At 72.0% G+C, this 26093-nt stretch carries 28 protein-coding genes; 12 read left to right on the top strand and 16 right to left on the bottom strand.

The window, feature by feature from the left end; all coding sequences use genetic code 11:
* Positions 1–28 precede the first annotated feature (28 nt).
* Together BLR04_RS32540 and BLR04_RS32535 are read right to left on the bottom strand one after the other, a co-directional pair.
* The gene (locus tag BLR04_RS32540; RefSeq protein ID WP_090772535.1) at positions 29–415 is read right to left on the bottom strand and encodes an SCO5389 family protein; all 387 of its coding nucleotides are present in this window, start codon (positions 413–415) and stop codon (positions 29–31) included.
* 54 nt (positions 416–469) lie between these two features.
* The gene (locus BLR04_RS32535; protein ID WP_090772533.1) at positions 470–1429 is read right to left on the bottom strand and encodes an ATP-binding protein; all 960 of its coding nucleotides are present in this window, start codon (positions 1427–1429) and stop codon (positions 470–472) included.
* A 62-nt stretch (positions 1430–1491) separates the two neighbouring features.
* Here BLR04_RS32535 and BLR04_RS32530 point away from each other — a divergent pair, with 62 nt between their 5' ends.
* Positions 1492–1971: a tetratricopeptide repeat protein gene (locus BLR04_RS32530; RefSeq protein ID WP_090772531.1), complete on the top strand. Its 480-nt coding sequence runs from the start codon at positions 1492–1494 to the stop codon at positions 1969–1971.
* On the opposite strand, the gene BLR04_RS32525 is transcribed toward BLR04_RS32530, so the two are convergent.
* On the bottom strand, positions 1968–3347 hold the full coding sequence (locus BLR04_RS32525) for an LCP family protein (protein WP_090772529.1): 1380 nt from the start codon (positions 3345–3347) through the stop codon (positions 1968–1970). The genes BLR04_RS32530 and BLR04_RS32525 overlap by 4 nt on opposite strands.
* A gap of 278 nt (positions 3348–3625) precedes the next feature.
* Between BLR04_RS32525 and BLR04_RS32520 the strand changes: the two genes are divergently transcribed.
* From BLR04_RS32520 to BLR04_RS32505, 4 genes are all read left to right on the top strand, one after another.
* Positions 3626–4336 (top strand): class I SAM-dependent methyltransferase, encoded by a 711-nt coding sequence (locus BLR04_RS32520; RefSeq protein ID WP_245740792.1) that lies wholly within the window; start codon positions 3626–3628, stop codon positions 4334–4336.
* A gap of 42 nt (positions 4337–4378) precedes the next feature.
* Complete coding sequence (locus BLR04_RS32515) at positions 4379–5824, top strand: MFS transporter (RefSeq protein WP_090772526.1); 1446 nt, start codon at positions 4379–4381, stop codon at positions 5822–5824.
* An 87-nt stretch (positions 5825–5911) separates the two neighbouring features.
* Positions 5912–6262, top strand: coding sequence for a YciI family protein (locus BLR04_RS32510; RefSeq protein WP_090772524.1), 351 nt, complete (start codon positions 5912–5914; stop codon positions 6260–6262).
* Positions 6259–7500 (top strand): RNA polymerase sigma factor, encoded by a 1242-nt coding sequence (locus tag BLR04_RS32505; protein ID WP_245740791.1) that lies wholly within the window; start codon positions 6259–6261, stop codon positions 7498–7500. The genes BLR04_RS32510 and BLR04_RS32505 overlap by 4 nt, the downstream gene beginning before the upstream one ends.
* Positions 7501–7503: 3 nt before the next feature.
* Here the strand turns inward: BLR04_RS32505 and BLR04_RS32500 are convergent, their stop codons facing one another.
* Positions 7504–8520: an alcohol dehydrogenase catalytic domain-containing protein gene (locus BLR04_RS32500; RefSeq protein ID WP_090772521.1), complete on the bottom strand. Its 1017-nt coding sequence runs from the start codon at positions 8518–8520 to the stop codon at positions 7504–7506.
* Between the two features lie 108 nt (positions 8521–8628).
* Here BLR04_RS32500 and BLR04_RS32495 point away from each other — a divergent pair, with 108 nt between their 5' ends.
* A complete protein-coding gene (locus BLR04_RS32495; RefSeq protein WP_090772519.1) occupies positions 8629–9261 on the top strand; it encodes a TetR/AcrR family transcriptional regulator in 633 nt (210 codons plus the stop codon).
* A gap of 220 nt (positions 9262–9481) precedes the next feature.
* On the opposite strand, the gene BLR04_RS32490 is transcribed toward BLR04_RS32495, so the two are convergent.
* Entirely contained in the window at positions 9482–10363 is an 882-nt protein-coding gene (locus BLR04_RS32490; protein WP_090772517.1) for a LysR family transcriptional regulator, read from the bottom strand.
* Between the two features lie 71 nt (positions 10364–10434).
* On the opposite strand from BLR04_RS32490, the gene BLR04_RS32485 reads away from it, so the two are divergent.
* Together BLR04_RS32485 and BLR04_RS32480 are read left to right on the top strand one after the other, a co-directional pair.
* Entirely contained in the window at positions 10435–11301 is an 867-nt protein-coding gene (locus BLR04_RS32485) for a 4-hydroxy-tetrahydrodipicolinate synthase family protein (protein WP_090772515.1), read from the top strand.
* A 42-nt stretch (positions 11302–11343) separates the two neighbouring features.
* Entirely contained in the window at positions 11344–12267 is a 924-nt protein-coding gene (locus BLR04_RS32480; RefSeq protein WP_245740789.1) for an NADP-dependent oxidoreductase, read from the top strand.
* Here the strand turns inward: BLR04_RS32480 and BLR04_RS32475 are convergent.
* From BLR04_RS32475 to BLR04_RS32465, 3 genes are all read right to left on the bottom strand, one after another.
* Entirely contained in the window at positions 12257–13171 is a 915-nt protein-coding gene (locus BLR04_RS32475; protein ID WP_090772513.1) for an aminoglycoside phosphotransferase family protein, read from the bottom strand. The two genes, BLR04_RS32480 and BLR04_RS32475, sit on opposite strands and share 11 nt — an antisense overlap.
* A 1-nt stretch (position 13172) precedes the next feature.
* Complete coding sequence (locus BLR04_RS32470; protein WP_090772511.1) at positions 13173–14051, bottom strand: 1,4-dihydroxy-2-naphthoyl-CoA synthase; 879 nt, start codon at positions 14049–14051, stop codon at positions 13173–13175.
* 101 nt (positions 14052–14152) lie between these two features.
* Positions 14153–14485 (bottom strand): ArsR/SmtB family transcription factor, encoded by a 333-nt coding sequence (locus BLR04_RS32465; RefSeq protein ID WP_090772593.1) that lies wholly within the window; start codon positions 14483–14485, stop codon positions 14153–14155.
* Positions 14486–14573: 88 nt separating this feature from the next.
* Between BLR04_RS32465 and BLR04_RS42495 the strand changes: the two genes are divergently transcribed.
* Entirely contained in the window at positions 14574–14744 is a 171-nt protein-coding gene (locus BLR04_RS42495; RefSeq protein ID WP_090772509.1) for a DUF3073 domain-containing protein, read from the top strand.
* 63 nt (positions 14745–14807) lie between these two features.
* On the opposite strand, the gene BLR04_RS32455 is transcribed toward BLR04_RS42495, so the two are convergent.
* The 8 genes from BLR04_RS32455 to BLR04_RS41000 all read right to left on the bottom strand — a co-directional run bounded on the left by BLR04_RS32455 (position 14808) and on the right by BLR04_RS41000 (position 21028).
* Positions 14808–16214, bottom strand: coding sequence for an LCP family protein (locus BLR04_RS32455; protein WP_090772507.1), 1407 nt, complete (start codon positions 16212–16214; stop codon positions 14808–14810).
* Positions 16215–16303: 89 nt separating this feature from the next.
* Positions 16304–16570: a DUF6510 family protein gene (locus BLR04_RS32450; RefSeq protein ID WP_090772505.1), complete on the bottom strand. Its 267-nt coding sequence runs from the start codon at positions 16568–16570 to the stop codon at positions 16304–16306.
* Position 16571: 1 nt separating this feature from the next.
* The gene (locus tag BLR04_RS32445) at positions 16572–17297 is read right to left on the bottom strand and encodes a ferredoxin reductase (RefSeq protein WP_245740788.1); all 726 of its coding nucleotides are present in this window, start codon (positions 17295–17297) and stop codon (positions 16572–16574) included.
* A complete protein-coding gene (locus BLR04_RS32440) occupies positions 17297–17896 on the bottom strand; it encodes a sulfite oxidase-like oxidoreductase (RefSeq protein WP_090772501.1) in 600 nt (199 codons plus the stop codon). Before BLR04_RS32440 ends, BLR04_RS32445 begins: the two co-directional genes overlap by 1 nt.
* 41 nt (positions 17897–17937) lie before the next feature.
* Positions 17938–18600 (bottom strand): response regulator, encoded by a 663-nt coding sequence (locus BLR04_RS32435; RefSeq protein WP_090772499.1) that lies wholly within the window; start codon positions 18598–18600, stop codon positions 17938–17940.
* Positions 18597–19877: a sensor histidine kinase gene (locus BLR04_RS42050; RefSeq protein WP_090772497.1), complete on the bottom strand. Its 1281-nt coding sequence runs from the start codon at positions 19875–19877 to the stop codon at positions 18597–18599. The genes BLR04_RS32435 and BLR04_RS42050 overlap by 4 nt, the downstream gene beginning before the upstream one ends.
* Before the next feature lie 306 nt (positions 19878–20183).
* Positions 20184–20663, bottom strand: coding sequence for an MSMEG_6728 family protein (locus tag BLR04_RS32425; protein ID WP_090772591.1), 480 nt, complete (start codon positions 20661–20663; stop codon positions 20184–20186).
* Between the two features lie 206 nt (positions 20664–20869).
* Positions 20870–21028, bottom strand: coding sequence for a hypothetical protein (locus tag BLR04_RS41000; RefSeq protein ID WP_176903388.1), 159 nt, complete (start codon positions 21026–21028; stop codon positions 20870–20872).
* 176 nt (positions 21029–21204) lie between these two features.
* Here BLR04_RS41000 and BLR04_RS32420 point away from each other — a divergent pair, with 176 nt between their 5' ends.
* From BLR04_RS32420 to BLR04_RS32410, 3 genes are all read left to right on the top strand, one after another.
* Positions 21205–21651, top strand: a complete 447-nt coding sequence (locus BLR04_RS32420; RefSeq protein ID WP_090772495.1) for an ATP-binding protein — start codon at positions 21205–21207, stop codon at positions 21649–21651.
* Between the two features lie 116 nt (positions 21652–21767).
* Positions 21768–23795, top strand: a complete 2028-nt coding sequence (locus BLR04_RS32415) for a SpoIIE family protein phosphatase (protein WP_090772493.1) — start codon at positions 21768–21770, stop codon at positions 23793–23795.
* A 75-nt stretch (positions 23796–23870) separates the two neighbouring features.
* On the top strand, positions 23871–26075 hold the full coding sequence (locus BLR04_RS32410) for a polysaccharide lyase 8 family protein (protein WP_090772491.1): 2205 nt from the start codon (positions 23871–23873) through the stop codon (positions 26073–26075).
* Positions 26076–26093: the final 18 nt, after the last annotated feature.

Genomic DNA, 26093 nt, shown 5'->3' with positions numbered 1-26093 from the left:
GCCGGTGGGCCGGCCCGCCGGCCGCGGCTCAGCAGTCGACCAGTTCGGGCTTCTGGTTGAGGATCTGGGCCCGCGGGGTGATGAAGTCGGCCAGTTCCTTCGTCGCCGTCGGGTCGAAGACCGCGACCCGGTGGCAGTTCTGGAACGCCAGCCGCACACCGAAGTGCCGTTCCAGCGCGCCGCGCATCGCGTCGCTCGCCAGGCAGCGCAGCAGCTCGCCGCGCGCCTCCTCCGACGGCGGCGGCGTGTGGTTGTCGGCGAACACGGCCCCGGTCTCCGTGCGCTGCCTGACCAGGTCGCTGATCAGCGACCACGCGTAGGGAAGGGAGTCGCGGACGCAGGCGAGGAACGCCGCGTCGTCCACGTCACCGGTCTTGGCCTGGTCGAGCAGATCGTTCGGAACGGTCAGCGACATGCTGTCTCCTCTCGGATCGGACGGAACTGACGCTAGATCGGGCGGGGATCACCGTCATAGATCCCCGGCGGGCACAGTCGCGTGCCGGGGCCCGAAGACGAAGCCGTGATCGACCTGGCGGGTGAGGTCGTGGCCGGTCTTCGCGTTGCCCCACGCGCGGGCGTTGCGCAGGTGGAACTCCACGGTCTGGCGGCCGAAGCGCTGCCAGTCCTTCTCCTGCTGGTCGACGGCCTTGCGCAACACGGTGAGGGCATCGGCGTTGGCCGGCTCGAGGTCGCCGAGCGCGAACGGACGGCCCTGCTCCAGGGCGCGTACGGCGGCGGAGTGCTCGACCCAGGTGAGCAGGTCGTCACCGGCGTGCTCGCGCAGGAAATCGACGTCGGCGGGGCCGTGCACCTTGTTGCCGACGACGGCGAGGGCGACGTCGTAGGGCGCGGAGTGGTCGCGGTACTGCCGGTAGACGCCGACGCCCTGAAGCGTCGGCTCGGCGACGACGAACGTCAGGTCGAAGCGGCTGAACAGACCAGAGGCGAAGGAGTCGGCCCCGGCGGTCATGTCGACCACGACGTACTCGCCGGGGCCGTCGACGAGGTGGTTGAGCAGCAGCTCGACCGCCCCGACCTTGGAGTGGTAGCAGGCCACGCCGAGGTCGTCGTCGCCGAAGGGGCCGGTGGCGAGCAGGCGCAGGCCGTCGGGCGTGGTCAGGCCGAGCGGGTGGGACGCGAGGTCGTCGAAGCGCAGCAGGGTGGAGCCGCGTCCTGGAGGGGTGGTCTTGACCATGGCGTCGGCCGACGGGATGAGGGGGTTGTCGCCGCGCAGGTGGTTCTTGATCTCGGTGAGGTGGGCGCCCAAGGGTGCCGGCTGCCGGTCGGCGCCGAGCACGAGCGCCAGGTGCTGGTTGATGTCGGCGTCGATGGCGACCACGGGAGCGCCCTGGCTCGCCAGATGCCTGGCGAATAGGGCCGACATCGTCGTCTTGCCGCTGCCGCCCTTGCCGACGAACGCGACTCTCACTGCGCCTCCAGAATGAAAACCGTTTTCGTTCCTGTCGGTCGCCATCATGCCACACTGCGTGCATGAGCAACGTGGATTTGGCGGCCGCCGTACGGCTGAGGGAGGAAGGGCGGCACGAGGAGGCGCGGCAGGCGCTCGTCGAGCTGGCCCGGCGGTTCCCCGACGACGCCGAGGTGGCCTACCAGACGGCGTGGGCCCACGACGCCCTCGGCCTGGAGGCCGAGGCGGTGCCCTACTACGAGCGGGCGCTGGCGGGCGACGGCCTCGGCGCCGACGACCGGCTCGGCGCCTTCACCGGGTTCGGCAGCACGCTACGGGTGCTCGGCCGTCCCGACGAGGCGCTCGGGGTCTTCGCCAAGGGGCTCGCCGAGTTCCCCGGCGATCCAGCGCTGCGCACGTTCACGGCGATGGCGCTGCACAACGCCGGGCGCTCGGCGGAGGCCGTCTCGACGCTGCTCAAGGTGGTGGCGGAGTCCGACAAGGCGGGCGGATACCAGCGTGCCATCGCCTACTACGCCGACCACCTCGACGAGACGGTCTAACGGCAGGTCGCGTTGAGGCTGACCACGTCGCGGGCCGCCCCCGCCGCCTGCGGGCGCACGGCCAGGGCTGCCCGGTGCGGCCGCGGGTGCTCCCGCAGGGCGTCACGGACGCTGCGGCGGATGAACTGCCAGTCGGGCGCCGCGGTGTTCACCAGCGGCGGCACGAAGCTGAGGCTGCGGATCCTGGCGTCCCTGACCCGTTGCGACAGGTCGATGACGGCGGGCAGCAGGTCCTGCGGCAGGTCGGTGGAGATGAACCGCTTCGTGACCGCCGCGAGACGCTCGAAGCTGTTGAGCACCGTCAGCGGATCGGCCTGCTTGGCGACGGCGTTGAGCAGGCACTTCTGGCGTCCCATGCGCACGTAGTCGTCGCTGTCGGTACGGGAGCGGCCGTACCAGAGGGCCTCCGCGCCCGACAGCCTGCGGGTGCCCGCGGGGAGCAGGCCCTCGCGGTACTTGCCGTACACGATGGGCTGGTGGACGGTGACCCGGACGCCGCCCATGGCGTCGACGATCTCGGCGAAGCCCTTCATGTCCACCATGGCGTGGAAGTGCACGGGGATGCCGAGGATGCCGCTGACGGTCTGCTTGAGCAGCTCGGAGCCGCGTCGCTGCTTCGGCACGCCCGGCACCACCTCGGGATGGTCGTTGCCGTACTGGTAGATCTCGTTGAGCAGGCCCGGGTTGGTGGGGCCCGTGCCGGTGAAGCCCCACGGGAAGCGGTCGTGCGCGGGGCCCTTGGGCAGCGGCACCTGCTCCAGGTTGCGCGGCAGGCCGAACAGGACGGTGTCGCCCGAGAGCACGTCCACGCTGGCCACGGTCATGCTGTCGGTACGCACGCCGGGCCGGCCAGGCGCCGAGTCGGCGCCGATGAGCAGGAAGTTCACCCGCTGGGCGCCGTTCCACGGGTCGTCGGCGAGGATGGGAGCCGAGCTGTCGCCCGGGGTGAACAGGGTGGTCACGACGTCGCGCGAGATGTAGGCGAGGCGGGCGGCGTACGCGGTGGGGGCCACGACGAGCGCGCACAGGGACACCGTCAGCACGGTGGCGACGACGCGGCCGGCGGTGTCGGAGCGCGGGGGACGTACGAGGAGGAAGGACCACACGATGACCGCGGACCAGAGCACCGCCACCGCGATCAGGGCGACGGTGAACCCGATCATCCAGCGGGGCTGGACGGCCAGCGACAGCAGGTCGATGCTGAAAGCCGTGAACACGGTGAGCGCACCCGCCAGCATCAGCAGGTAGGCGGCCATGAGCGCCAGGCCGCTCTTGCGGCGTTCCACGGCGATGTGGGCGACTCCCCACAACACCGCCGAGGCGACCGTGAGCACGACGCTCGCGCCCAGGCCAAAGTCTCGCTCTTTCCCCGTCATACGGCCCCAACCCCCATTGCGTGCCGATCGACGAGACCTTAGTAAGGGAATGTGGGTCACAGCCGGTACGAAGGGGAAGTGGCCTGTCAATTCCCCGTCAAAACCACCTTGGGTACCGACGTGAGCATTCACCAGCGACACGGAAGCTACGGAATCGACGTTCCTTGGGCGGTGGCTGGGCTGGTTGGTGGGGTGGTGTTGGGTGGCGATGTGAGTGGTCGCCGGCGCTGCGGGGTCGACGTTCCTTGGGCGGTGGCTGGGCTGGTGGGGGTGGCGACGTGAGTGTTCGCCGGCGGCGCGGGAGTTATGGGATCGACGCCCCCTGGGCGATGGCGGGGCTGCTCGTTGGGGCGGGGCTGCTGTCGGGCCTTGCGGCGGTGTCGTTCGTGCTGGACGTGCTGCCCGCGGGCGCGGTGTTTCTCTTCGGCGCGCTCTACACGCTGGCCAGCGCCGCGAGCCACCTCTACACCTCGCGGCGCGGCAAGTTCGCCGTCTGGGGCGAGCGGCTCCGGCCGCTGCGCGGCGACGAACGGCTGCTCGACCTCAGCTGCGGCAGAGGCGACGTGCTGCTCGTCGCGGCAGGACGGCTGGAGCAGGGGCGGGCGACCGGCGTGCTGTGGCGGGCGACGAGCCGCGTCGAGCGGGCGGCCCGGCGCAACGCCGTCGCCGAGGGCGTCTCCGACCGGATGAGCCTCGTCCGGGCCGACCCGCGCGACCTGCCGTTCGAGGACGGCACGTTCGACGTCGTGGTGTCCGGCCACCCGCTGGGCCGCGGCGCGGGGGAGCGGGCCGTGCGCGAGGCGTACCGGGTGCTGCGGCCGGGCGGGCAGGTCCTGATCGCCGACGTACGGCACGCGGCCGCGTACGAGGAGGTCCTGCGCCGGCTCGGCGCGCGGGAGGTGCGGCGGCGCGACCTCGGCGGCCGGGCCTGGCGCGGCGGGCCATGGGCACGCACCGAACTGGTGGAGGGCACCAAGGCCACCGTGTAGGCCACGTTTGGCGGTCGCCTTCCGGGAAATTCGTAGGTGCCTATGAGCGACGTGGAAACCGGCACCATCACCACCAAGGTCCCCGCCCGGCTGGACCGGCTCCCGTGGACCCGCTGGCACTGGATGATCGTCATCGGCCTCGGCACCGTCTGGATCCTCGACGGGCTGGAGGTCACCATCGTCGGTAACCTGTCGGCCCAGCTGGCCAAGCCGGGCAGTGGCCTCGACATCACCCAGGCGCAGGTCGCGGGCGTGGCCGCCGCGCTCTACGTCGGCGGCGCGTGCACGGGGGCGCTGTTCTTCGGCTGGCTGACCGACAGGTTCGGACGCAAGAAGCTGTTCATCCTGACGCTGGTCGTCTACCTGGTGGCGACGCTGATGACCGCGTTCTCGTTCAGCGCGTGGTGGTTCTTCCTGTTCCGGTTCCTCACCGGGTTCGGTATCGGCGGCGAGTACGCGGCCATCAACTCGGCCATCGACGAACTCATCCCGAGCCGGCACCGGGGCCGCATCGACATCATCATCAACGGCAGCTACTGGCTCGGCGCGGCCGGCGGCGCGCTGCTCACCGTGCCGCTGCTCAACGACCTGCCGGTCAACATCGGCTGGCGAGTCGCGTTCGGGCTCGGCGTCGTGCTCGGCCTGGCCATCCTCCTCGTACGGCGCAACGTGCCGGAGAGCCCGCGCTGGCTGTTCATCCACGGCCGCGACCGGGAGGCCGAGCAGATCGTCCAGGACGTCGAGCGCGAGATCGGCCCCGAGAAACTGCGCGAGCCCGAGTACGAGATCACCATCCACCAGCGCAGGTCGATCGGGTTCATCCGCATCGCGCACACGCTGGTCGCCCTCTACCCCAAGCGCACGGTGCTCGGGCTGTCGCTCTTCATCGGGCAGGCGTTCCTCTACAACGCCATCACCTTCGGGTACGCGCAGATCCTGTCCACGTTCTTCCAGATCGACACGCACACCGGCTACTACTTCGCGGTCATCGCGGTCGGCAACTTCCTCGGCCCGCTGCTGCTCGGACACCTCTTCGACAGCGTCGGACGGGTGCCGATGATCTCCGCCTGCTACATCGGTTCCGGGCTGCTCCTGCTGGGCACCGCGTGGCTGTTCGACCAGGGCGCGCTCACCGCGGTGACGCTGACCGCGTGCTGGTCGGTGGTGCTGTTCGTGGCCTCGGCGGGGGCGAGCTCGGCGTACCTGACGGTCAGCGAGATCTTCCCCATGGAGACCAGGGCCATGGCCATCGCGTTCTTCTTCGCCATCGGTACGGCGGCGGGCGGCATCTCGGGCCCGCTCGTGTTCGCGTCGATGGTGGAGACCGGCGTGGCGCGTGACACGGCGATCGCGTTCACCATCGGCGCGGTGGTGATGATCGCGGCGGGCCTGGTGGAGGTGTTCCTCGGGGTGAAGGCGGAACGCAAGAGCCTCGAATCGATCGCGGCACCGCTCTCGACGGCCCGCCAGGACCCCCAGACGCCCTGAGAAAATTTCTCGTGCGGAGGTGTCGATGCAGCGGCCGGCCGTTCGTCATCCCTGCGCAACGCCCCCTGACGCACGAGGAGTGCAACCGTGAAGTACCTGCTGCTGCTCAACACCCCCTCGCCCGACCTCACCGACGAGCTGCCGGCCGAAGCGCCGACCGAGGAGGAGTTCTGGGCGTTCGACAAGGCCGTCACCGACGCGGGCGTCAAGCTCGACGGCAACGCGCTGGACGAGAACGCGACCACCGTACGCGTCCGGGTGAACGGTGAGCGCGTCGTCACCGACGGGCCGTTCGCCGAGACCCGCGAGATCGTCGGCGGCTACTACCTGATCGACGTCCCCGACCTCGACGCCGCGCTCGACTGGGCGGCCCGATGCCCCGGCGCCAGGTACGGCACGGTCGAGGTCCGCCCGATCTGGGAGTTCCCCCAGCCGTGACCGGGCCGGACGCGGCCGGCTGCGTCGAGGCGGTCTTCCGCGAGGGCCGGAGCCGGCTGCTCGCCCTGCTGGCCGCCCGGTTCGGCGACCTCGACCTGGCCGAGGAGGTCATCTCCGAGGCGGTCGAGGCCGCGCTGCGGCGCTGGCCGGTCGACGGGGTGCCGGACAAGCCGCTGGCCTGGCTGTTCACCACGGCGCGCCGCAAGGCCGTCGACCGGATCCGGCGCGACCGGACGTACGCGCAGCGGCTGGCGGAGCTGCGGGTGGAGAGCGACAGGACGGTCCCCACGCACGAGGTGGACTTCGACGACATCCCCGACGAGCGGCTGCGGCTGTTCTTCACCTGCTGCCACCCCGCGCTCGCGCCGGAGGCGCAGATCGCCCTCACGCTGCGCTGTCTCGCGGGGCTGACCACCCACGAGGTCGCGCGGGCTTTTCTGGTGCCCACGGCGACCATGGCCCAGCGGCTCGTGCGCGCGAAACGCAAGATCCGCGCCGCGCGCATCCCGTTCCGCGTCCCCGGGCCCGACGAGCTGGCGTCCCGGCTGCCCGGTGTGCTGCGGGTCGTCTACCTCGTCTTCACCCAGGGGTACGCGCCCAGCTCGGGCGACGACCTCGTACGCGCCGACCTGGCCGACGAGGCCGTCCGGCTCGCCCGCGTCCTGCACCGGCTGCTTCCGGACGAACGTGAGGTGACGGGGCTGCTCGCGCTGCTCCTCCTCACCGACGCCCGGCGGGCGGCCCGGATCGACGCGGCGGGCAGCCAGGTGCTGCTGGAGCACCAGGACCGTGCGCTGTGGGACGCCGACCTCGTGGCCGAGGGGCGCCGGCTCGTCGTGCCGGCTCTCACCGGCCCCGGCGTCGGGCCGTACGCGGTGCAGGCGGCGATCGCGGCGCTGCACGACGAGGCCGACAGCTTCGCGGCGACCGACTGGCCGCAGATCGTCGCCCTCTACGACGTGCTGCTCCGGATCGAGCCGTCACCGCTCGTCGCGCTGAACCGGGCGGTGGCCGTCGCCGTGCGCGACGGTCCTGATGCGGGGCTCGTCCTGCTGGACGGCCTGGCCGGCGACCTGAGCGACTACCACCTGCTGCACGCGGCGCGGGCCGACCTGCTGCGCAGGCTGGGCCGCCGCGCCGAGGCGGCCGCCGCCTACACGGTCGCCCTCGACCTCGCCGGCAACGAGGCCGAGCGGGCCACGTTCGCGCGCCGGCTCGCCGAGCTCACCGGCGGGTGACGTTCATGCGGTCGCGTCGAGCACGACGCGGAAGCGGGCGTCGCCCGCCATCATGTGCTCGTACGCCTTGGGCGCCTCCGACAGCGGCAGCACCTCGGTCATCGGACGGATCCGCCGGCGGAGGCTGAAGGCGAGGTTGTCCTCGTTCTCGATGGCCGTGCCGGTGAGGCTGCCGCTGATGACGCGGCCGCCGAAGATGAGGTCGGGCGTGCTCACGCTGACCGGGTCGGCAGGCACGCCGACGATCACCAGGTGACCGCGGTTCGCGAGGCCGCCCACCAGGGCGGTCATGGAGGCCCCGCTGGTGGCGGTGGCGATGATCGCGGCGGCGCCGCCGAGTTCCTGGAGGGCCTGCGCGGGGTCCTGCGCGGAGCTGTCGATGTAGTGGTCGGCGCCGAGCCGGTGGGCCAGCTCGGCCTTGGCGGTGCCGCGGGCGACGGCGGCCACGCGGTGGCCGAGGCGGGCGGCGTACTGGAGGCCGAGGTGGCCGAGCCCGCCGATGCCCTGCACCGCCACGAGCGTGCCGGGGCGGGCCTGCGCCTGCTGCAGCGCCTGGTACATCGCCAGACCCGCGCACAGCAGCGGCGCCGCGTCCACCGGGCTCAGCCCGTCGGGTACGCGTACCAGCCCGCTGCTCCTGACGTGCACCATCTCGGCGTAGCCGCCGTCGATCGTGGTGCCGACCAGCGGCTGGTCGGAGCAGTTGACGAAGTCGCCGCGGCGGCAGCCGTCGCACTGGCCGCACTGCCCGCCGAGGAAGCCGACGCCGACCCGTTCGCCGATGTGCCGGCCGCGCACCCCGTCGCCGACGGCGTCGATCACGCCGACGATCTCGTGGCCGGGGACCATGGGCGCCTGCGGGTCGGCGCGCCTTCCCTCCGCGGCCAGGGCGTCGGTGTGACACACCCCGCAGGCCTCGACCCGGACGCGTACGTGGCCCGGCTCCGGATGGGTGATCTCACGCTCGACCAGGCGGAACTGGCGCGAACCCGTCACTTCGAACGCTCGGTAGGTGGACATGTCTTCTCCTCGTCTCGGTCCGATTTAATATGACCGGTCGTCTTAAATGGCGTCAAGCGACTTGACACTCCCTGAGACGACCGGCCATATTTACCGCGGAGGTGGGCCATGGGCAGACCGAGCATGCGCGGCCGGATCGTCGAGGCCGCGCTGGAGCAGTTCCACACCCTCGGCTACAACGCGGCCGGGGTGAAGGTCATCACCGACGCGGCCGGCGTACCGAAGGGGTCGTTCTACAACCACTTCGACAGCAAGGAGACCCTTGCCGTCGAGGCGCTGCGGCAGTACGGCGACGGCCTGCTCGACGCCCTGCACGGCGACGCCGACCCGGTGGCCCGGCTGCGCGCCCACTTCGAGGGCCTGCGCGACGACTGCGTGGGGCACGACTACCGGCGCGGCTGCCTTCTCGGCAACTTCGGCGCGGAGATCGGCGACCACAGCGACGTGATCCGCGAGAGTGTCCGGCAGGGCTTCGCCCACTGGTCCGCCGCGCTCGCCGCCACCATCGAGGAGGCCCAGCAGGCCGGGGCCGTACGCGCCGACCTCGACGCCGCGACGGTGGCCGGCTTCCTGCTCGATGCCTGGGAGGGCACGCTCATCCGAGCCCGCGCCGACCGGTCGTCCCAGCCCTTCGACACCTTCTTCGCCACCGTCTTCGGCCCCCTGCTCGCCGCGCCTGACGGGTCAACCCGCCCAGACCGTGAGCAGGTCCTCCGGCCGCCAGACCTGATCCAGCGGTAGGCCGCGTACGGCGCCGGCCCGTGAGACAGCGATACGGGGGGGCGACCCGTGATGATCAGCGCTCTGCCTCTGGTCGTGAGCTTCTCCTCCGTGACCAGTCGGAGCTGCTTGTCGAGCAGCCGGAGGTCATGCGCTCGGCCCGTGAACTCACTCACCGTGACGCGACTCCGAAGTAAGAACCTATCTAAGTAAGATTTCATCTACTCAGGCCCTCTGTACGTCAGGCGGAATCGTCCAGAGGGAGGTGGGGGACGGCGGTGTGGAAGGCGGTGACGGCCGCCCTGATCGCGGGGTGGTCGCCGTTGCCCCTTCTGAACGCCGCCAGCGTGCGGCGGGCCAGCGGCAGGCGGGTGAGCCTCACGCCGGGCGGCGGGGCGGTGGCCGCGAGTCGGGGGACGAGCGCGACACCCTGACCGGCCGCGGCGAAGGCGAGCACGGTGTCGAAGTCGTCGACGTGGTGGCGTACGTCGGGCTCGAAGCCCGCCGCCTGGCAGGCCCTGATCGTCATGGCGTGGCAGAGCGTGCCCGGCTTGTTGGTGATCCACGCGTCGTCGCGGGCGGCGGCGACGGAGGCGCGGACGGTCAGGTACATCGCCTCACGGAACAGCGGCTCGGTCTCGATCGAGGCGTCGGCCGGCGGCGGGACGAAGTCGTACTCGTGCACGAGGGCCACGTCGAGCTCGCCCGCCCGCAGCGCCGCCGAGACGTCGGCCGGGTCGATCTCGGACACCATGGGGACGAGCCCCGGGTGCGCCCCGGTCAGCGCGGTCAGCGCGGGCGGCAGCAGCACGCGCGCCGCCGTGGGGAACGCCCCGATCCTGAGTGGCCCGCACGGCCCTCCCCGGGCGGCGGCGAGCGCGGCGGAGGCGCGTTCGAGCTGTTCGAGCACGGCGTGGGCGTGCTCCACGAGCACGTGCCCTGCCGCGGTGAGCGACACCGTGCGGCCGGTGCGTTCGAGCAGCCGGACGCCCGCCTCGCGTTCGAGTGCGCTGAGCTGCTGGGAGACGGCCGAAGGGGTGAACGTCACCGCCTCCGCGACGGCGGCGATCGTGCCGCGCCGGGAGAGTTCGCGGAGCAGGTGGAGCTTGCGCGGGTCGAGCATAAGTTGAGCTTACGCTCGACCGTAGAAATCCGTACTGGACCTGAAGAGTCATCAAGGGCCAGGCTCGGAGCATGATGAGAGGAATCCACGTCCCGCTGGTCACCCCGTTCGACGCGGCGGGCGAGGTCGCCGTGGAGTCGGTCGAGAAGCTCGCCCACCGCGTGCTCGACGACGGCGCGGCCGGGCTCGTCGCCCTCGGCACCACCGGCGAGGTGGCCGCGCTCGACCCCGCGGAACGCGCCCGCGTGATCGAGGCGTGCGCGCGGGTCTGCGCCGAGCGGCAGGCGCTGCTGACGGTCGGCGTGACGGGCAACGACACCCGCTCCACGGCCCGTGCGCTGCGGGAACTGCCCGAGGGGGTCGGCGCGGCGCTCGTGACGGTGCCGTACTTCCTGCGGCCCGGCGAGCACGGGGTCGTCGCCCACTTCGAGGCGCTGGCGGACGAGACGCCGGTGCCGCTGGTGATCTACCACATCCCCTACCGGACGGGACAGGCCGTCGGCGCCGCGACCCTGCGCCGGCTCGGCGCCCACCCGATGGTCGCCGGCGTCAAGTACGCCGCGGGCGGCATCGACCAGGACGCGGTCGACCTGCTGGCCGACCCGCCCGCGGGCTTCGACGTCCTCGGTGGCGACGACGTCTTCGTCTCGCCGCTGCTCGCGATGGGCGCCTCGGGAGGCATCCTCGCCTCGGCGCACCTGTCGACGAGGTCGTTCGCCGACCTGGTGGACGCCTGGCACGCCGGTGACGTGGCGCGGGCCAGGGAGCTCGGGCACCGGCTGTCGCGGCTGTCCGCGGCGCTGTTCACCGCCCCGAACCCCACCCTGCTCAAGGGCGTGCTGCACGCCGAGGGCCTCATCCCGACCCCCGCCGTACGGCTCCCGCTGGTCGAGGCCGACCCCGCTACCGTCACGGCAGTCCGTGAATGTTTTACGTGAAACCTTGACCTCAACCTTGCTTGAGGGAACAGGCTGGCGTCCATGACCGAGACGATGAGGGCGGCGGCGTTCGAGGAACCCGGCGGTCCCGAAGTGCTGAAGGTGATGGAGCTGCCCGCCCCTCAGGCAGGCCCCGGGCAGGTCCGCGTCCGGGTGCGGACCGCCGGCGTGCAGCCGGTCGACGCGTACGTACGGCGGGGCTACCTGCCGCCGTACGTGCCGGCCGTGGACGGCCCGCGCGTTCTGGGCAACGAGTTCGCGGGCGTGGTCGACCAGGTCGGGCCGGGCGTCACCGGGGTCGCGGCCGGCGACGAGGTGATGGGCTTCTCGCGGCTGCACGCCTACGCCGAGTGCGTCGTGGTCGCCGCCACCGACGTGACGCCCAAGCCGGACGGCATGCCGTGGGAGGTGGCCGGTGCGCTGACCGCCGCCGTACAGACCGCGGAGATGGCCGTCGACGGCATCGGCGTCGCCGACGGCGAGACGCTGCTCGTGCACGGCGCGGCAGGGGCGGTCGGGACGGCCGCCGTGCAGATCGCGCGGCGGCGCGGGGCCACCGTGATCGGCACCGCCCGCGAGGCCAACCACGACCACCTGCGCGCTCTCGGCGCCGTCCCGGTGACGTACGGGGCGGGGCTCGCCGGACGGGTGCGCGCGCTGGCCCCCGGAGGCGTCCACGCGGCCCTGGACGGCGCGGGCGGCCACGCGCTGGAGGTCTCGCTGGAACTGGTCGCCGACCGCCGTCGCGTCGTCACGCTCGTCGAGCACGCCAGGGCGGCCGAGCTGGGCGTACGGACCGTCCAGGGCGAGCGCACCGCCGAACGCCTCGCCCGCTACGCCGCCCTGTACGCCGAGGGCGCGTTCGTCTTCCCGATCCGGCGGACGTACCCGCTGGAGGACGCAGCGGGCGCGCACCGCGAGATCGAGACCGGCCACGGCCAGGGCAAGATCGTGCTCACCATCTGAGCCGGAGTGCCTCGGCGACGGCCACCTGGACGGCGTCCAGCTCGCCGCCGCCGCCCTCGACCGTCCACAGGGAGTTCTGCAGCACGCGGCCGAGCGTCCAGCCGGCCGCGCGACGCCGGTCGAGGCCGAGCGCGTCCACCATGAGGTCGAAGCGCCGCAGCACCGCGCGCGGCACGTCGCCGGTCGCGACCACCTCGTCCCAGCGGTTGTGCAGCGCGGGCAGCAGGTCGAACCCCGGATCACCGGCCAGCGGCTTCGGGTCGATGGCGAGCCACGGCTCACGGTCGGCCGCCAGCACGTTCTCGTAGTGCAGGTCCCAGTGCAGCAGCCGGTCGCCGGGCTCGGGCAGCAGCTCGGCGACGGCGGCGGCGCATCGGCGCAGGCACCGCCGGTCGTCCTCGCGGCGCAGCCCGGCGAGCGCGCCGTCGACGCCGTCGAGCATGCCCTGCGCGATGTCGGCCAGCCGGCGCATCCCCTCGGGCGCGGAACGGGCCACCAGGCGGCGCAGCAGCCCGGTCAGCAACTCCAGCGCCTCCATGGCGTCGGGCACCGCGGCCAGCGACCGGTCGGCCTCCAGCCGTTCCAGCAGCAGGGCGCCGGTCGCGGGGTCGGAGTCGAGCAGCAGCACCGAGCCGTCGCCCGCCCACGCGCGCAGTCCAGGCGCCTCGGTGGCGTTCTCGTCGGTGACCGGCTGGAGCTTGAGCGCCGCCGGGGTGCCGTCGGCCAGGACGACGGGCAGCACGAGGGAGACCACGCCGTGCCGCGGCTCGCCGTCGAGCCGCAGCTCCCACTCATCCAGGTAGCGCCCGGCCAGCGCGGGCAGCCCTGCGGACCAGGCGCGCCCGGCGGCCCCCATCCACTTCACGTGGGAGGCGGTCAGCGCCGGGGGCACCCGGACTGTCATCTCAGAAGTGCCAGGGGAACGGCGACCAGTCGGGCTCGCGCTTCTCCAGGAACGAGTCACGGCCTTCGGCCGCCTCGTCGGTCATGTACGCCAGCCGCGTCGCCTCGCCCGCGAACACCTGCTGGCCCACAAGGCCGTCGTCGATCGCGTTGAAGGCGAACTTCAGCATGCGCTGCGCCGTCGGCGACTTGCCGTTGACCTTGCGCGCCCACTCCAGCGCCGTGGCCTCCAGCTCGGCGTGCGGGACCACCGCGTTGACCATGCCCATGCGGTGGGCGTCGGCAGCGGAGTAGGTGTCGCCGAGGAAGAAGATCTCGCGGGCGAACTTCTGCCCCACCTGACGGGCGAGGTAGGCCGAGCCGAAGCCGCCGTCGAAGCTCGCCACGTCGGCGTCGGTCTGCTTGAAACGGGCGTGCTCGGCGCTGGCCAGGGTGAGGTCGGCCACGACGTGCAGGCTGTGGCCGCCACCGGCCGCCCAGCCGGGCACCACGGCGATCACGATCTTGGGCATGAAGCGGATCAGCCGCTGCACCTCCAGGATGTGCAGCCGGCCGGTCGCCGGGGTGCCGTCGGCGTACTGGTAGCCGTCCTTGCCCCTGATGCGCTGGTCGCCGCCCGAGCAGAACGCCCAGCCGCCGTCCTTCGGCGACGGGCCGTTGCCGGTCAGCAGCACGCACCCGACGTCGGTGGACTGGCGGGCATGATCGAAGGCGCGGTAGAGCTCGTCGACGGTCTGCGGCCGGAAGGCGTTGCGGACCTCCGGGCGGTTGAACGCGATGCGGACGGTGCCCTGGTCGACCGCGCGGTGGTAGGTGATGTCGGTGAACTCGAATCCCTCGACGGCCTGCCACGCCTTGGGATCGAACAGTTCGGAGACCATGGGCGAGAGCCTAACGGATGCCTCTTTCGCGACGTGCTGGGAGCACGGCGTCGCCGTCCGGTTGGGGCGGCACGGCGACGACGTGTCCGCGTACGGCCCCCCTAGGTGACCTCGGCCCGCAGCTCGGCGAGCAGGGCTCCCTGGTCGGCGAGCATGTCGGTGAGGATGCGCCGGGCGACGTCGAGCAGGTCGGCAAGCTCCGGTGTGGCCAGCGTGTAGACCACGGTGCTGCCCTCACGGATGGCACTCACGATCCCCGCCCTGCGCAGGACGGCGAGCTGTTGCGAGAGGCTGGACGCCTCGATGTCGATCTGGGCCAGGAGATCCCTGACGGGAAGCGGCCCTTCCTGGAGTAGCTCCAACACTCGGATGCGAGCGGGGTGGCCGAGCGTTCGGAAGAAGTCGGCCTTGGCCTGATGGACCTCCACGTGCATATCGTCCAGACTAATCCAGCGCAGTTGCATAATTCTTCAAGTCGTAAGCTTGTTGGGTAGCATGCACAGCGGGGACTAGGGAGTAGCCATGGGTCGAGGAAGAGCCAAGGCGAAGCAGACGAAGGTCGCTCGCCAGTTGAAGTACACGAACCACAACATCGACTACGACCGGCTCCGCGAGGAGCTGGGCGCTGACGTACGACGCGAGGAGATCTACCCGCCCACGTCGTCCGAGCAAGACCCTGAACGCGCGCGCTGACGCGGTTTCGCCTCGCGGGGCACGGGCGACCAGGTCACCGTGCCCTGACGCGCATCTCTGAGGTCAGGCGGCGCACGTGTCGTGGGTCGCGTCGAAGCCCTTGATCGCTTCGGTGTCGTCGGCGCGCTGCGGCTTGAGGCTCTTCCAGTCGTCGCCGATCACCAGCACGAGCCGGTTGGTCCGCGCCGCGGGAAGCTGCCTCGTAGTGGCCTTGATGATGTCGTTCGACAGCGTCGGCACGCGGGTCTCGCCGGTGGGGCCGTACATGATCGTGGTCTTCGCCTGAGGCTTCTTGGCGGTGTCGCCGGTCTTGGCGATGTGGTACCCGCGCTGCTCCAGCACTGCCGCCACCTCGGTGGCCAGGCCGCTACGCCAGGTGCCGTTCCGCACCTCGACTGTGATCTTGGAACGTCCGACCTTGGTCTGGCCACCCTTGACGCCCTCGACGCTCTGGTCCTTCGCGACGATCTGGAACAGCTTCCTGGCCTGCGGCTGCACCCACTCGACCCGGCCCGGCTGGGTGAGGGAGTAGTGCCACGGCGTCGTGATGAAGCGGATGCTCCCGATGTCGATGCCCTTGAGGCTCGTCGCGAGATCGAGCATGACGCCCGGCGTCAGGCCGCTGTCGGTCGTGACCGCCTTGGTGCCGGCGTTGAGCACGTTGTAGAGCCGCGTCGGGTTCGTGAGCGTGTCGCCGCTCATCACCTTTTTGATCATCGACGCGATGAACATCTGCTGCCGCTGGATGCGCCCGATGTCGGAGCCGTCGCCCAGGCTGTAGCGGGCGCGGACGTAGCCGAGCGCCTGCTCGCCGTTCAGCGTCTGGCGACCGGCGGGCAGGCGGAGCAGCGCCTTCTTGTCGTCGACCGGCTCGGGCAGGCAGACCTGGACGCCGCCGACCGCGTTGACCATGCTCTTGAAGCCGGTGAAGTCGACCTTCACGTAGTGGTCGATGCGGATGCGGGTGAGCGACTCGATCGTCTTCCACGTGCAGCCGATGCCGCCGGAGTTGAACGACTCGTTGATCATCCCGAGGTGGGCCTGCTGGCCGGGGAACTTCTTGGTGCCGCGACACGCCGGCAGCTGCACCAGCGAGTCGCGCGGGAAGCTCACCACCATCGCGTTGTCGCGTTCCGACGACACGTGGACCAGCATGATCGTGTCGGTGCGCTCGCCCGCGATGCTGTGGCCGTACTTGGCGTTCTTGCCGTCGCGCTGGTCGGAGCCGACGACCAGGACGTTCATCGCAGAGGTGGCGACCTTCGGCGGGCGGGTCGCGCCCAGGTCGGCCTCGCTGACGTCTTCATGCGTGACGTTTCCGGTCAGCATGGCGGTGATGCTCACGGTCGCGCCCACGACCACGAGGACGACCGCAAGGGTGATGCCGACCACCCAGCGCACCCAGCGGCGCCGCCGCCTGGGCGGTACGCCGGACTCGGAAGGTGGCGCGTCGACAAGCCCGCTGCTCACGTGACTCCCACAGGGATGAGGCCGAGGGCCACGCCCCACGAGCCGTTGAACGGGCCTGAGTGTACTCAAGCCAGCTCAGCGCCGTGCGCTCAGTCCGGCAGGTGAACCTTCAAGGAGATCGTGCCGCGCAGATCGAGCCAGGCCGAGCCTGGACCGCGGACGAGCCGCAGGACGACCTCCTCGCAGCCGGGGCAGCGGCCCACCAGACCCGGATCGGGGCCGTAGACGTGCAGGGCGCCGATCGGCCCCGACATCCCGCAGCTCGCGCAGCGGCCGGTGGCGGTGGTCACGTCCACGGCGAAGATCTCACTCAGCGGACCGGCCAGGGTGTTGCCGTCGAGGTGTTCCTGCGTCATGTCAGCCTCCGCTCGGGCCGAAACGTTCGGTTCTGATGCGCTCGGGCGCGTGGCCGAGCGCGAGCAGCAGGTCGGCCGCCGTCTCCACGAAGCCCGTCGGGCCGCACACGTAGCAGTCGGGCGCGAGCGCGGCCGGCCGGCCTGCCTCGGCCAGGTCGGCCTGCGTGACGCGGCCCGCCGGCCGGGACACGCCCTCGGGGACCGACCTCGTGTACAGGTAGGAGACGTCCAGCCCGGGGTCGGGGCGGCGCAGCTCGTCGGCGTAGTAGACGTTGTCTGGGCCGCGTACCGAGTAGACCAGCCTGAACGGCGTGTCGCTGCCCGCCTGGCGGCGCGCCCGCACCATGGCCATCAGCGGCACGATGCCGGACCCGCCGGCCACCAGCAGCACCGGCCGGTCGCCGCCCGGCCGCCAGACGAACCAGCCGCCCACCGGGCCGCGGATCTCGACCTGGTCGCCGGGTCGCATGATCTCGGTCAGGTACGGCGACACCTCGCCGTCCGGCACGGACTCCACCGTCAGGTCGAGGAACTCGCCGTCGGCGGGACCGGCCAGCGAGTAGCTGCGCCGCGTGCTGTAGCCGTCCTCGGCGGTCAGCCGGACGTCGACGTGCTGGCCCGCGAGGTGCCCCCGCCAGCCGGGCACCCGCAGGCGCAGCGTGCGCGCGGTGCCGGTCTCGGGCGTGCTCGTCACGAGCTCGGCGGCCTGCCAGGTCAGGCGGGGCATCAGTCGCCCTCGTAGCGCTGCTCGCGCCATGGGTCGCCGTAGTTGTGGTAGCCGGCGGTCTCCCAGAAGCCAGGGTGGTCGTCGTCCAGCAGGCGGATGCCGCGCACCCACTTCGCGGACTTCCAGAAGTACAGGTGCGGCACGATCAGCCGCGCCGGGCCGCCGTGACGGGGCTCCAGCTCCTCGCCGTCGAAGCGGTGCGCGATCCACGCCTTGCCGTCGAGGAGGTCCTCCAGCGGCAGGTTGGTGGTGTAGCCGCCGTAGGAGTAGACGAGCGCGTACGAGGCGTCGGTGTCGACGTCCTCGAACAGCACGTCGAGCGAGACGCCCTCCCAGGAGGTGTCCAGCTTGGACCACTCGGTGACGCAGTGGATGTCGACCGTCGGCGTCTCCTGGGGCAGGGCCTGGAACTCCGGCCACGACCAGCGGTGGGTGACGCCCGCCTCGGTGTCGATGGCGAACTCCCACCGGTCGAGGGGCACCCGCGGCGTCGGCCCCGCCGACAGCACGGGGAAGTCCTCCACCAGGTACTGGCCGGGTGGCAGGCGGTCGCCTTCGTCCCTGCGTCTGCCGTGGAAACCGCGCGAGATGACGTTCACGAAACCCTCCTGGATCTCCCTTCAGTATCCCCGTCGCGCGATCAGCGGCGGGGGCGGGGGGTCACCAGGCCGGACTCGTACGCGAGAACCACCAGCTGGGCGCGGTCGCGGGCGCCGAGCTTGGTCATCGACCGGCTGACGTGCGTCTTGGCGGTGGTCGGGCTGATCACCATGTGGGCGGCGATCTCGTCGTTGGACATGCCGCGCGCGACCAGGGCGGTCACCTCGCGTTCGCGGTTGGTGAGCACGTCGAGCCCGCCGGCGTCGGGCTGGGGGCGGCGGGCCACGAACTCGCCGATCAGCCTTCTGGTGATCGACGGGGACAGCAGGGCGTCGCCCCTGGCCGCCACCCTGACGCCCTGGAGCAGGTCGGCGGGCTCGGTGTCCTTCACCATGAAGCCGCCCGCGCCCGCGCGCAGGGCCTCGAACACGTACGCGTCGAGGCCGTAGTTGGTCAGGATCACCACGTGGACGTCGCTCAGCCGCTCGTCGGCGGCGATCCGCCGGGTGGCCTCGATGCCGTCCATGACGGGCATCTGCACGTCGACGAGGGCCACGTCGGGGCGGTGTTCGAGGGCCAGCGCCACGGCCTGCTCCCCGTCGGCGGCCTCGGCGACGACCTCGATGTCCTCCTCGGCGTCCAGCAGCGCACGGAAACCGGCTCGGATGAGCGCCTGGTCGTCCACGAGCAACACACGGATCACGACGGGTCTCCCAGGGGCAGCTCCGCGCGGACGGTGAAGCCGCCACCGGGGCGGGGTTCGGCGCGCAATCGGCCGCCGAGGGCGGTGACGCGTTCGCGCATGCCGGTCAGGCCGACGCCGGGCACGGGCGGGGCGTCCGGGGTGGCCAGGCCGTCGTCGTCCACCTGCACGACCAGCTCCGTGCCGGCGTAGTCGATGCGCACGCTCGCGGCGGCGCGGCCCGCGTGCCTGGTCACGTTCGTGAGGGCCTCCTGCACGATCCGGTACGCGGCCCGGTCGACCGCGGCGGGCAGCGTGCGGCGCTCGCCGCTGACCGTCACCGTGGCGGGCAGGCCGGTCGAGCGGGCACGGTCGACGAGATCACCCAGCCGGTCGAGCCCGCTCGCGCGCGGACCGGTAAGCGGTTCGGTGCCCTGGCCGGAGCCCGGCTCGATGTCCCGGGCGGTGCCCTGGCCGGAGCCCGGTTCGGTGTCCCGGCCGGTGCCAGGACCCGTGTCCTGGTCGAGGACCGGATCTGTGTCCTGGTCGTCGTCCTGGTCGGGGTCGCGCAGGATCTCCAGGGTGGCGCGCAGCTCGCGCATGGCGTCGCTGCCGGCCTCCTGGATGGCGAGCAGCGCCGCGGGCACCTCGTCCCCGCGCTTACGTGCCAGGTGGACGGCCACGCCCGCCTGCACCTTGATGATCGAGATGCTGTGGGTGAGCGAGTCGTGCAGCTCCCTGGCGATCCGCAGGCGTTCCTCGCCCGCGCGGCGGCGCGCCACTTCCTCGCGGGTCCGCTCGGCCTCCAGGGCACGCTGCTCGACCTGCTCCAGGTACGCCTGCCGGTGCCGGCTCACCGTGCCCGCCACCGTCGCGGCCACGAACCAGCCGAGCAGCAGCGTGGAGTCCTGTGTGATCTCCTGCACGGACTGCCCGGGAGCGGGGGCGGCCAGGTTCACCGCCAGAGTGCCCCCGAGGAACGCCACCCCCGCCAGCGCCGGGATCAGCAGGTGACCGGCCCGTGCGGCGGCGAACACCGACAGCAGGACGGGGAACGCGGCCGTCGGGCCCGGCTGCAGGTGCACCGCCAGCACCAGCATGCAGGGCGTGGTGACCAGCACCGCCACCAGCGGCGCCCGCCGCCAGGCCACGAGCGCCGCCGAGCCGATGAAGGCCGCCGCCGCGTCGAGGACCACCGCACCCGGGACGGCCGACACGGTCACCCCCAGCAGCACGAACACCGCCGCGGCGAGAGCGCCGTCCAGCGCGAGGGGACGCCATCCGCGCACAGACCTCATCCCTGCACAGTAGATCGTGTCGCGCGCCCGGTCATCGGCGCCAAGGGGGAGCCCCCCACTACTCCCAGGGAAGTACACAGAACCTCACCACACGGGGGTGCGGGCACCAAGGACAGGGCCTCGCCCACACGGGGACGCGGGCACCGGCGGCACATCGCGTCCACGGGGGTGCGGCGCCGCCGGCACCGAGGACCTCGTGCCCACCGGGCTGCCGGCGCACCATCCCCACCCCGAAGGACCCGCACACCCACAAGAGCTCGCCTCACACACGTCCACCCAAAAGGACGTGGGAGCGGGGCGGAGGCGTCAGGTGGGGTGGCGGGGTGGGCGGTTGGATTTGGGCCAGACGTAGGGGAGGTCGTCGGGTTCGTCGCCGAACACCGGGCGGTAGAAGGTGGGGTCCTTGCGGAGCAGGGCGGAGCGGTGGCTCAGGTGCAGGGCCGGGTCGCCGAGCCAGGGCGGCAGTTCGTCGGCTGCCGCGAGTTCGGCTTGGGTGCGGACCAGTGGTGTGCCGAGCAGTTCGGCCAGTTCGACGGCCATCGTCGTGGCGCAGGTGTCGGCTCGGCCCAGCAGTCGCCAGCGGTGGCAGATCTCCAGGCCGTACCGGACGAGCGCCTCCTCGTAGCCGGTCCACATCTTCGCGGCGGGGTGGTGCCGCCAGCCGTACCCGGGGACGGTGAGGGCGCGCAGCACCTGCAGGACCTCCACCCGCTGCTTGCCCAGCCGCAGCGGGTCGAGGACCGCGGCCGTGGCCGCGAAGTCCGGATAGGGCAGGAACGTTTGCATCGTCACCCCCGCTGACGTGCTCCGCGGCGATCGCGAACGCGGTGGCCGACGCCCTGCCGGAGATCGCCGGACGGGTCACGTCCGTGCCGTTGACCCCGGCTGTCGTGTGTGGCGCCTGAGGGAAGGGCCGTGGCGTGCGTCGCCACGGCCCAGCGGTCAGGGACTCCGGAGCTCATGGACGGGCCCGCGGCTCGTCCGGGCGGGACTCATCCGGAGGGTGGGCGGACGAGGTCCTCGAGGTTCATGCCGGCCTTGGAGAGCGCCTGCTCCAGCGCCTTGCGTCCGGCGGGTACCGGTTCCGCGGGCCGCCGGTTGTTCCCGGAAGGACGGCGGTCGTTCTTCGGTTTGTGTTCATCAAGCGTCATGCGGGTGTCCGTACCCGTACTTTTCTCCCGATTTCGGGCGTCCGGCAAAAGAATGACGTTTTCTCGCCGAAGATTCGACCCGTGACGGCCTGTCGTGCGTACAGGTTTCGACAGCCGCATTCGTCCCCCTCAAGAGGCAGGTTCTCTTGCTGCGCGAAACACGGGAAGAAGACGCCATGACCAGGCTGCCGCGGAACGTGTGGCCGCTGTCCGGCGACCCGCGGACCGTCCGCCACGCGCGATCCGTCGTCCGGGACGAGCTGACGGCGCTCGGCCTCGCTCCGGACCTCGTCGACGACGCGATGCTCATGGTCAGCGAACTGGTGACCAATGCCCTCATGTACGGCGAGGGCCCGTACGAGCTCGCCCTGCACGCCGACGCGCGCGAGGTCATGTGCGTGGTCGTGGACGGCAGCCCGCTGCTGCCCGAACCGGTGGAGGCGGACGCTTCGGCCGAGCACGGGCGCGGGCTCAGCATCGTCGCCCGGCTCTCCGACGGCTTCCACGGCTGCCACCCGCAGCGCTACGTCACCCGGCCCGACCTGGTGGGCAAGGCCACCTGGTTCGCACTGCCGCGCCACGGCCCGGCGGGAAACGTGGTGCCGATCCGCGCGGGCGTCTGACCTCAGGTAAACGGCTTTTTGCGCTTTTTATCTTGTTTGTGGGCTTAGTCGAATGATGGCGTTATGTCGCACACCATTCACGAGACGCGTAGGGGGAGAGGCGTCTGGGAGCACCGATGGAACACGCAACGGATCTCAGCGGGCTGCCGCTGCACGCTTTCAACATCGCGCCTGCCGGGGTCGCCATGACCAGTGGACCGGAGCACCGGCTCGTCTACATCAACGACGCCTACCGGGCCATCTACGGCGACCGCCAGCTCGGCATCCCCTTCCACCAGGCGTTTCACGACCTCGTCCACCGCAACTACTTCTCCGACCTCGACTACGTGTACGAGACGGGGGAGTCGCTCGCCCTGAAGGAGATGCCGTACGCGCTGACAGACGGCGGACCGGAGCGGTACGCCACCATCACCCTGACCCGCATCCCGCTGCAAGACGACGTGAAGGGCGTGCTCATGACGGTCGTCGAGGTCACCGACCAGGTCGTCGCCGCCCCCGAGGCCGAGCCCGCCGCCGAGAGCCGGCGCAGGTTCCTCCAGCGCTTCCAGGGCCTCCTGCAGGTCGACGGGGAGCAGGTCGTGTGGGTCACGGACGCCGACGGGATGGTGACCGAGCCCATCCCCGCGCTGCAGCGCGTGACCGGGCAGGCCTGGACCGAGCAGCGCGGCGAGGGCTGGCAGGACACCATTCACCCCGACGACCGGGACGAGGTCGTGGAGATGTGGTCCGAGGCGAGACGCACGATGACCTCGTTCGAGTACGTCTTCCGGATGCGGATGGCCGACGGGACCCACCGGCATGTCCGCGTACGTGGCGCCCCGGTGTTCCAACGCGGGGATCTGGTCGAATGGGTCGGGTCCTGCGTCGACGTCGAGCAGGAGTGGCAGCGGGAACGGCGGGAGAAGCTGCTGCAGGAGGCCGCCGCCGTCACCGCCAACATGGCCGGCCTCGACGAGGTGCTGACCCTGCTGGCCAACGTCATCGTGCCCGCCGTGCTCGACGGGTGCGGGATCTACCTCGTCCCCGAGTACGACGAGCCGCTGCCGGACCCACTCGTGGCGGAGCGGTTCGTGAGCATTGTCCGTGACCCGCTGCGGCCCGCCCCCGAACCCGGCAGGGTGGCCGTCAAGGGCCGCTGCGCCTTCGCCGAGGCGGTCAGGACGAGGAAGACGGTGTACCGGACCTTCCCGCCCGGATGCCCGCCGCCCGACCTGGCCCCGCGCGGGGCCGAGGAGTGGTTCAGGGCGAGCGGGGCCAACAGCGTGGCCCTGGTGCCGGTGGTCGTCGACGGCGTGGTGGCGGCCGTACTCGACGCGGTGATCTGCGGCGACCGGGAGCCGATCAACGACGCCGACATCGAACTGCTGAACGGGCTGATCGAGCACGCCCACACCCACCTCAGCAACGCCCTGCGCTACCAGCGCACCCAGCGCATCTCCCTCGCTCTGCAGCACTACCTGCTGCCCGACCCGCCCAAGCTGAGCGGCCTGGACATCGTCGCCCGCTACCGGCCCAGCACCACGGTCGCCGAGATCGGCGGTGACTGGTACGACTGCTTCCAGCTGCCCGACGGCTCGGTCGTCGTCGCCATCGGCGACGTGGCCGGTCACGACCTCGGCGCCGCGACCACCATGAGCCAGATCCGCAACATGCTCAGAGGGCTCGCCATGGACAGGAACGAGCCGCCCGGCGACATCCTGCACCGCCTCAACGTCGCGACCGAGGCGCTGTACGGCGAGGTCACGGCCACGTGCGTGCTCGCCAGGCTGGAGGCGTCGGAGTCCGGCGGGTGGCGGCTCACCTACTCCGTGGCCGGACATCCGCCGCCGCTGCTCGTCACCCGGGACGGCGAGGCCCACTACCTGGACGGCTCGAACGACCCGCTGCTCGGCGTCGTCTGCGAACGGCCGCGTACGAGCGTCGTGACGCACCTGCCCGCGGGGGGCACCCTGCTGCTCTACACCGACGGCCTGGTCAAGCACCCCCACGAGAACCTCGAAGGCGACCTTGCCACCCTCCAGCGCAACGCGGCCTCCCTGGCCCGCAAGCCGCTCGACATCCTGTGCGACCAGCTCCTCGCGCGGATGAGCACCCAGACGACGGACGACATCGCCATGATCGCCCTCCGCCCGCCCGTTCGCTGAGCCCGGCCGCCCCGCGTCCGCCCGTCCGTCCGTCGAGCCTGGCGGGGCCGCGGCGCGCGGCCGGATAATCGGGGCGTGCCCACCAGGCGGTCGTTCCTCCGGCTCGGCGGCGTCGCCGCGGCGGGCACGTTCGGCGCGCTGGTGCCCGCCCGGGCCGCGCACACCCCCGACGACACCTTCGTCCGGCTGCGCCGACGCTGGCTGGACGTGCTCGCGGGCCCCGTACGCGACCCGTCGGCCGAACCGTACCTGGCCCTGCTGGCGGCGCGCGGAAGGGCGGCGGCCCGCCACCGCGACACGATGGCCCCGACCAGCGACCGGCTCTGGCCGGACGAGGCGTACCCGTCGTTCACGGCCACGCCGCGGCGGCTGCGGGCCATGGCGCACGCGTACGCGCTGGACGGCACCGGCCTGACCGGCGACGCCGCGCTGGCGGCGGCCGTCGCGGAGGGCGTCGACCACTACCGGCGGCACGTGTACGCGGCCGGCGCCGACCCGGCCGGCAACTGGTGGCACTGGGAGATCGGCGTCCCGAAGGCGTTGCTGGAGGCCGCCGTGCTGACCGGCCTCCACGGACCGCGCGCCGCCGCGCTGCTGGAGGCGGTGGACCACTTCGCCCCCGCGAGCCGCCTCGGACGCCACGACGGCACCAGCACCGCGGCCAACCGCGTCGACCGCTGCGTCGTCATGCTGCTGCGGGCCATGGCGGGCGACGACCACGGCCGGGCGGAACTGGCCGCCTCGGCGCTGACCCCCGTGTTCCGCGTGGTCAGGGAAGGCGACGGCTTCCACCGGGACGGGTCGTTCATCCAGCACTCGTCCGTGCCGTACCAGGGCGGGTACGGGGTGACGCTGCTGGAGGGGCTGGCCACGCTGTACGCGGTGCTGCGCGGCTCGCCGTGGGAGATCGCCGACCAGCGCGTCTTCGCCCTGGTCGAGCGGTCGTTCGCACCCTTCGTGCACGACGGCGCCTGCATGGACCTCGTACGCGGCCGGGCCGTCGCGCGCCGGTCGTTCGGCGACCACGAGAGCGGGCGGGCGATCGCCGCCGCGATCCTGCTGCTCGGCGAGAGCGCTCCAGCAGCCGTGCGGGCGCGCTGGCACGCCCTGGTCAAGGGGTGGGCGGCGCGCGAGACCGTACGTCCGATGCTCGACCACGCCGGGCCCGCCCTCCACGCGCGCCTGGCGGCGGTCGTGGCCGACCCCGCGGTGCCCGCCGCGCCCGAGCCGGTCGGCCACCGGCTGCTGCCGTCGAGCGCGCGGGCCGTGCACCGGCGGCCGGGCTGGTGCGCGGCGCTCAGCATGGCCTCTGACCGGATCGGCCACTACGAGCACGGCAACGGCGAGAACCCGCGCGGCTGGCACACCGGCTCCGGGATGCTCTACTGGTGGGCCGAAGGGCACGGCGACCAGTACTCCGACGCGTTCTGGGCGACCGTCGACCCCTACCGCCTGCCCGGCACCACGGTCTCCACCAGGCGGTTGCCCGACGGGGCGGGCGCGGCCTGGGGCGACACCCGCACGCCCTGGAGGTGGGTGGGCGGCGCGACGGACGGCACGTACGCGACCGTCGGTCAGCACCTGAGCGGCCTCGGGAGCACGATGGAGGCGTTCAAGTCCTGGATCTTCCTCGACGACGCCGTCGTCTGCCTGGGCGCGGGCATCACCGGCGACGACGGCACGTCCGTCGAGACCGTCGTCGACAACCGCAGGACCAGCGCCCCGCTCACCGTGGGCGACGGCTGGGCGCACCTCGACGGGCACGGGGGCTATCTCGTGGGCCAGGAGCTGCGCACGCTGCGGGAGAGCCGGGCCGGCGGCGGGGTGTCCCGCGACTACGTGACGCTCTGGCTGGACCACGGCGTCGATCCGCGCTCCGCCGGCTACGCGTACGTGCTGCTGCCCGGGGCGAGCCGCGACGTGACCAGGGCACGCGCCGCCTCGGGGTGGCTGCGCGTCCTTGCCAACACCTCCCGGCAGCAGGCCGTCCACGTGCCGGCCATGGGCGTCACGGCGGTGAACTTCTGGAACGCCGGGAGCGTGGGCGGTCTCACCGTCTCAGGCCCGTGCGCGGTGCTGGTCAGGGAAGGCGCGCGGGGAACGGCGACGATCACCGTGGCCGACCCACGGCGCGATCTCGGCGGACTGTCCGTGACCTGGTCGCGGCCGGTGGCCGAGGTGCTCGACGGTGACGCGCGGCTGTCCGGGGACGCCCTGGTGTTCGGGTTGGCCGGCCTGGAGGGGGCTTCGCTGACGGTCGCCGTACGGCTGGCGCTCTAATGTGGAGCAATCGTACGA

It is taken from the genome of Nonomuraea maritima, from assembly GCF_900100395.1.
Lineage (GTDB): Bacteria > Actinomycetota > Actinomycetes > Streptosporangiales > Streptosporangiaceae > Nonomuraea > Nonomuraea maritima.
Note: the sequence above shows the minus strand (reverse complement) of the source record. Positions and strands in the feature narration are given on the sequence as shown.

Coding starts and splice junctions, on each gene's coding strand:
- BLR04_RS32465 (WP_090772593.1), bottom strand. CDS start 14,485: ATGCACGTGGAGGTCCATCAGGCCAAGGCCGACTTCTTCCGAACGCTC.
- BLR04_RS32530 (WP_090772531.1), top strand. CDS start 1,492: ATGAGCAACGTGGATTTGGCGGCCGCCGTACGGCTGAGGGAGGAAGGG.
- BLR04_RS32470 (WP_090772511.1), bottom strand. CDS start 14,051: ATGGTCTCCGAACTGTTCGATCCCAAGGCGTGGCAGGCCGTCGAGGGA.
- BLR04_RS32415 (WP_090772493.1), top strand. CDS start 21,768: ATGGAACACGCAACGGATCTCAGCGGGCTGCCGCTGCACGCTTTCAAC.
- BLR04_RS32540 (WP_090772535.1), bottom strand. CDS start 415: ATGTCGCTGACCGTTCCGAACGATCTGCTCGACCAGGCCAAGACCGGT.
- BLR04_RS32495 (WP_090772519.1), top strand. CDS start 8,629: ATGGGCAGACCGAGCATGCGCGGCCGGATCGTCGAGGCCGCGCTGGAG.
- BLR04_RS32480 (WP_245740789.1), top strand. CDS start 11,344: ATGACCGAGACGATGAGGGCGGCGGCGTTCGAGGAACCCGGCGGTCCC.
- BLR04_RS42495 (WP_090772509.1), top strand. CDS start 14,574: ATGGGTCGAGGAAGAGCCAAGGCGAAGCAGACGAAGGTCGCTCGCCAG.
- BLR04_RS32420 (WP_090772495.1), top strand. CDS start 21,205: ATGACCAGGCTGCCGCGGAACGTGTGGCCGCTGTCCGGCGACCCGCGG.
- BLR04_RS32475 (WP_090772513.1), bottom strand. CDS start 13,171: ATGACAGTCCGGGTGCCCCCGGCGCTGACCGCCTCCCACGTGAAGTGG.
- BLR04_RS41000 (WP_176903388.1), bottom strand. CDS start 21,028: ATGACGCTTGATGAACACAAACCGAAGAACGACCGCCGTCCTTCCGGG.
- BLR04_RS32525 (WP_090772529.1), bottom strand. CDS start 3,347: ATGACGGGGAAAGAGCGAGACTTTGGCCTGGGCGCGAGCGTCGTGCTC.
- BLR04_RS32500 (WP_090772521.1), bottom strand. CDS start 8,520: ATGTCCACCTACCGAGCGTTCGAAGTGACGGGTTCGCGCCAGTTCCGC.
- BLR04_RS32515 (WP_090772526.1), top strand. CDS start 4,379: ATGAGCGACGTGGAAACCGGCACCATCACCACCAAGGTCCCCGCCCGG.
- BLR04_RS32450 (WP_090772505.1), bottom strand. CDS start 16,570: ATGACGCAGGAACACCTCGACGGCAACACCCTGGCCGGTCCGCTGAGT.
- BLR04_RS32485 (WP_090772515.1), top strand. CDS start 10,435: ATGATGAGAGGAATCCACGTCCCGCTGGTCACCCCGTTCGACGCGGCG.
- BLR04_RS32445 (WP_245740788.1), bottom strand. CDS start 17,297: ATGCCCCGCCTGACCTGGCAGGCCGCCGAGCTCGTGACGAGCACGCCC.
- BLR04_RS42050 (WP_090772497.1), bottom strand. CDS start 19,877: ATGAGGTCTGTGCGCGGATGGCGTCCCCTCGCGCTGGACGGCGCTCTC.
- BLR04_RS32490 (WP_090772517.1), bottom strand. CDS start 10,363: ATGCTCGACCCGCGCAAGCTCCACCTGCTCCGCGAACTCTCCCGGCGC.
- BLR04_RS32425 (WP_090772591.1), bottom strand. CDS start 20,663: ATGCAAACGTTCCTGCCCTATCCGGACTTCGCGGCCACGGCCGCGGTC.